At 68.0% G+C, this 2,342-nt stretch carries 4 protein-coding genes; 2 read left to right on the top strand and 2 right to left on the bottom strand.

What is annotated here, in order from left to right; translation table 11 throughout:
- Nucleotides 1-236: NAD(P)-binding protein (locus A8G18_RS22175; RefSeq protein ID WP_157100877.1), on the bottom strand; the 236-nt coding region annotated here is incomplete at its 3' end.
- Nucleotides 233-880: a GNAT family N-acetyltransferase gene (locus tag A8G18_RS22170; protein ID WP_064065575.1), complete on the bottom strand. Its 648-nt coding sequence runs from the start codon at nucleotides 878-880 to the stop codon at nucleotides 233-235. The genes A8G18_RS22170 and A8G18_RS22175, both read right to left, overlap by 4 nt.
- A 392-nt stretch (nucleotides 881-1,272) precedes the next feature.
- On the opposite strand from A8G18_RS22170, the gene A8G18_RS22165 reads away from it, so the two are divergent.
- Together A8G18_RS22165 and A8G18_RS22160 are read left to right on the top strand one after the other, a co-directional pair.
- Complete coding sequence (locus A8G18_RS22165; RefSeq protein WP_016934760.1) at nucleotides 1,273-1,692, top strand: SAV_6107 family HEPN domain-containing protein; 420 nt, start codon at nucleotides 1,273-1,275, stop codon at nucleotides 1,690-1,692.
- Nucleotides 1,693-1,864: 172 nt separating this feature from the next.
- Complete coding sequence (locus tag A8G18_RS22160) at nucleotides 1,865-2,284, top strand: DUF3040 domain-containing protein (RefSeq protein ID WP_016934759.1); 420 nt, start codon at nucleotides 1,865-1,867, stop codon at nucleotides 2,282-2,284.
- Nucleotides 2,285-2,342: the final 58 nt, after the last annotated feature.

Here is a 2,342-nt window from a genome sequence, read left to right as displayed (position 1 = left end):
CCGTGGGCGGCGAGATCGAGCTCCTCGACGATTCCCGAGTGGCGGACCATGATGTGGGCCGAGGAACCGCGGTCCACGGCGTATCCGGGGAAGCGCTCGACGGTGGAGACGGCCCCGCCCGGCACGGTGTCGCGTTCGAGCACCTCCACCGACCATCCGTCACGGGCGAGATAGCACGCCGAGACCAGAGCGTTGTGGCCGGATCCGACCACGACGGCGTCGAGGGTGGGGCTCATGGGATACCACTTCCGTCCGGATCGTCGAGCGTGTGGGGGTGATGCGGAACGAGGTCCGGCCCGAGCGGCAGACTCCTGCCGAGCACCGCGAAGGGCCGGGCATCGCCGGTGAAGACGAACCGGCGGACGACATCCTGGAATCCGAACCGACGGTACAGCCGCCACGCCCGGTTGTCCTCGGCCGGCACCTCGGGAGTCGACAGCAGGACGGCTCCTTCCGTACGGTCCCGCAGCAGCGCGTACAGGAGCAGTTCGCCGATGCGGCGTCCCTGCATGTCGGGACGGACGTGCAGTTCGGTGAGCTCGAAGTAGTCGGCGAGGACCCGATCGATCTCCTCGGGAGACCGTCCGGAACGACGCATGCCGGTGCGCACCTGTTGGTTCCACCACTGCCGGCTATCGCCCCGATAGCCGTACGCGATGCCGACGATCGTGTCGGGCGCCTCGGGGAGAGCGGCGGCGAAGGCCTGCCATCCCGCACGAGCCGAATGCTCGGACCACATCGGCGCCCGGTGGTACTCCGTGCCGCGGGGATAGCGCATCGCCGCGACGTAGACGGACAGCAGCTCGGGGAGGCGCGCACGGAAATCCGCAGGGGAGAGTTCGGTGAGGATTGCGGGGTCGTGGTGGGGATCGGTGGTCATGCGTGACTCGTTCGGGTGGCTCGCGATGTGTCGGAGGTGTTCGGGTCTCGCTGATCGTTCGGGATGACGTGGCCGCTTTCTCTTGACGGGTTGTCGGTGGGTCCAGCTATATTGAATACGTCGAACGCATGTTCGACACCGGTGATCCGGGGATGTTCGAGGGAAGCGAACATCCCCGGATCACCCTGGGGTCTCCCGCTCGGCGTCCGTGTCGGGGATCACTCGAGGACAGTGATCTCCGTTCCTCGGCGTTTCGGCGGGAATACCACCGGATACCGCTCGTTGTAGTGAGTGGTGCGAGCACGCCGAGGAGGTGCGTGAATATGGCCGACGGTCACGTCGCGGGTCGAGGGCCGCGCCGAACGTCTCCCACGCTCGGACCGTCCGCATGCATGGACCGCCCGACCTCGGCGCGCGCAGCGACGCTGTTGCGCAAGGCCGACGATCTGCTCTCGGGTGCCGCCGGTGCCGGCGATCCGGGCGAGAGGTTCCGTCTCGCCTATCTTGCGGCGCTGCGCGGTGCCGGCGCGGTCGTCGCCGCTGCGGAGATGCGCTCCGGGGTCCGGCCGGCGCGCCGGCCGGTCACGCGCAATGCGTGGGCGCTCATGGCGCGAGCCGACGAGTCCTTCGCCGTCTGGGCCGACTACTTCGCCGACCGTTCCGCCACTCGCGCGGCGATCGAAGCGGGCGTCGCGCGGGCCGTCGGAGCCGACGAGTCCGGTGCGTTCTACGACGAGGTGGGTCACTTCCTGCACGACGTGGAGGGTTATCTCGACGCCGAGGCAGAGCCCGAAGTCGGTGTCGGTGGGTGACCTTCGCCTTCTCATGAGGGCTTCGCCGGGCGGGGGACCGAACTCACGTGTGGAGTTTGTGGTCCACATCGACTTCTGCTCGTATTATTGACTCAGGCGGCCGTATCGACGGCCCCCCGCCGGATCCGCCCCACGGATCCGGTGGCCACCGTTTAGTGCCGGGGGAGGTACCGTGCCACTCTCCGAGCACGAGCAGCGCATGCTCGATCAGATCGAGAGCGCGCTCTATGCTGAGGATCCCAAGTTCGCCTCGACCGTGCGTGGTAGCCGGTTGGGGATGGCGTCGAACCGGCGGCGGCTGCAGGCCGGCGCCTTGTTCGTGTTGGGCCTGACGCTGTTGATCGCCGGTGTTGCCCTGCCGCTCAAGCCGGGCGGCTTTCCGATCATCAGTCTGCTCGGGTTCCTCGTGATGTTCGCCGCCGGAGTTCTGTTGCTCCTCGGCGGTCGTCGGCCGTCGGCTTCAGGGGCGACGGGTGGTAGTTCCGCTTCCGGAAAGACCGGCCGAAGTTCCGGCGGCGGCAGGAAGTCCTCGGGTGGTGGCTTCACCAACCGCATGGAAGAGCGGTTCCGGAGGCGTTTCGAGCAGGAGTGACCTCCTCGACCAACAGCTGTATCGACGACGGCGCGACCCACGGGTCGCGCCGTCGTCG

This window comes from Rhodococcus gordoniae, assembly GCF_001646655.1.
In the GTDB taxonomy this organism is placed as follows: Bacteria; Actinomycetota; Actinomycetes; order Mycobacteriales; family Mycobacteriaceae; genus Rhodococcus; species Rhodococcus gordoniae.
Note: the sequence above shows the minus strand (reverse complement) of the source record. Positions and strands in the feature narration are given on the sequence as shown.

What these genes read in the sequence shown, in the direction of transcription:
- A8G18_RS22170 (WP_064065575.1), bottom strand. Translation starts at nt 880, where the DNA reads ATGACCACCGATCCCCACCACGACCCCGCAATCCTCACCGAACTCTCC.
- A8G18_RS22165 (WP_016934760.1), top strand. Translation starts at nt 1,273, where the DNA reads ATGGACCGCCCGACCTCGGCGCGCGCAGCGACGCTGTTGCGCAAGGCC.